Below are 1,543 nucleotides of genomic sequence, written 5' to 3' on the forward strand. Positions count from 1 at the left end.
CGGGGTCGAGTTCCGCGAGGGTGCCGTGGGCGTCCGCGGGCTCGTGCGGCAGCCCCAGGCGCCGGCCCCAGTCGGCCAGATCCGTGCCCTCCCACAGCCGGTCCGGCAGGTCGTCCGCGGGGTCCACGCGGCCGCCGGGGAAGGCCGTGGCGTGGGCGCTGAAGGCCATGGTCCCGGCGCGGCGGACCGTGAACACCGAGGTCTCGCCGTCGGCCCCGGGTCGGACCAGCACGAGGGAGGAGGCGGGCACCGCCGGGACCCGGGGCCGGTCCTCGGCGACCGGCGGCTCGGCGGACGGGGCGGCGGGGCTCACGGTGCCTCCTCGGTTCGGGCGATCATGGTCCGGACGCGCGGGCCGACGACGGCGGCCCCGGCCGCTCCCGCGCGGGGGTCATGCGGCCCGGATGTGCGCGGACCCGTAGTCTGTAGCGTAAGTCGCCGCGCTCGGGGCGGAGGCCCCGGGGCGAGACCGCGACCCAAGGAGGAGAGGCCGTGAAGATCCTGGTGCTGGCCAAGCAGGTGCCGGACACGTGGCAGGAGCGTGAGCTGAGCCTGGAGACCGGCTGGGTGGTGCGCGACGGCGCGGCCGAGCCCGTGCCGGACGAGATCAGCGAGCGCGTCATGGAGGTCGCCCTGGGCTGGCGGGACGCCGGCGCGGACATCGAGGTCGTGGCCCTGACGGTGGGCCCCGAGGACTCCTCGAAGACCCTGCGCAAGATGCTGGCCATGGGCGCGGACTCCGCCGTGCAGATCACCGACGACGCACTCGTCGGCTCGGACGCCGTGCAGACGGCTCGCGTGATCGCCGCGGCCGTCGAGAAGGAGGGCGCCGACCTCGTGCTCGCCGGCACGCTGTCCACGGACGGAGGCACCGGCGTGGTGCCCGCCATGGTCGCCGAGCTCCTGGAGCGGCCCTACCTGCCGCACGCCGAGGCCCCCGAGCTGGCCGACGGCGAGCTGACCGGCACCGTGGCGACCTCGGACGCGGACGTGCGCGCCGCCGTCGCCCTGCCCGCCGTGGCGGGCCTGACGGAGAAGACCGCGGAGCCGCGGTTCCCGAACTTCAAGAACATCATGGCGGCCAAGAAGAAGCCGCTCACCGTGCTGTCCCTGGCCGACCTCGGCATCGCCGCGGGCCCGGCCGAGGCCGCCTACCGCTCCGTGATGGTCTCGGCGGACACGCGTCCCGAGCGTGCCGCGGGCGAGAAGGTCACCGACGACGGCACCGCCGCCGAGCGGCTGGTGGAGTTCCTCGCGGGTCGGGGGCTCGTGTGAGCGCGAACGTGGAGGAGACCGAGATGACGACGCAGACCGACGCCGCGAACAGCGGCCAGACCGTGCTGGTGCACGCCGAGATCGGCGCGGACGGAGCGCTCCGCCCGATCGTGGCCGAGCTCCTCGGCGCCGCCGCCACCGTGGGCGTGCCCGAGGCCGTCCTCGTGACCGGCGCGGAGGGCAGGGACGCCGCCGTCGCCCGTCTGGGGGAGTACGGCGCCACGCGCGTCCACGTCCTCGTGGCCGACGACGCCGCCACCACCCTGGG

1 protein-coding gene and 2 pseudogenes are annotated in these 1,543 nt (G+C 75.9%); 2 read left to right on the forward strand and 1 reads right to left on the reverse strand.

Annotated features, from left to right (window positions below):
• A pseudogene (locus tag HMPREF3105_RS12090) lies at positions 1–313 on the reverse strand (NUDIX hydrolase); the annotation flags it as partial.
• Between the two features lie 179 nt (positions 314–492).
• On the opposite strand from HMPREF3105_RS12090, the gene HMPREF3105_RS12095 reads away from it, so the two are divergent.
• Positions 493–1,275: an electron transfer flavoprotein subunit beta/FixA family protein gene (locus HMPREF3105_RS12095; RefSeq protein ID WP_063189076.1), complete on the forward strand. Its 783-nt coding sequence runs from the start codon at positions 493–495 to the stop codon at positions 1,273–1,275.
• 23 nt (positions 1,276–1,298) lie between these two features.
• Positions 1,299–1,543 (forward strand): annotated as a pseudogene (locus tag HMPREF3105_RS12100) (electron transfer flavoprotein subunit alpha/FixB family protein); the annotation flags it as partial.

The sequence above is a fragment of the Micrococcus sp. HMSC31B01 genome (genome assembly GCF_001816085.1).
GTDB lineage: Bacteria > Actinomycetota > Actinomycetes > Actinomycetales > Micrococcaceae > Micrococcus > Micrococcus luteus.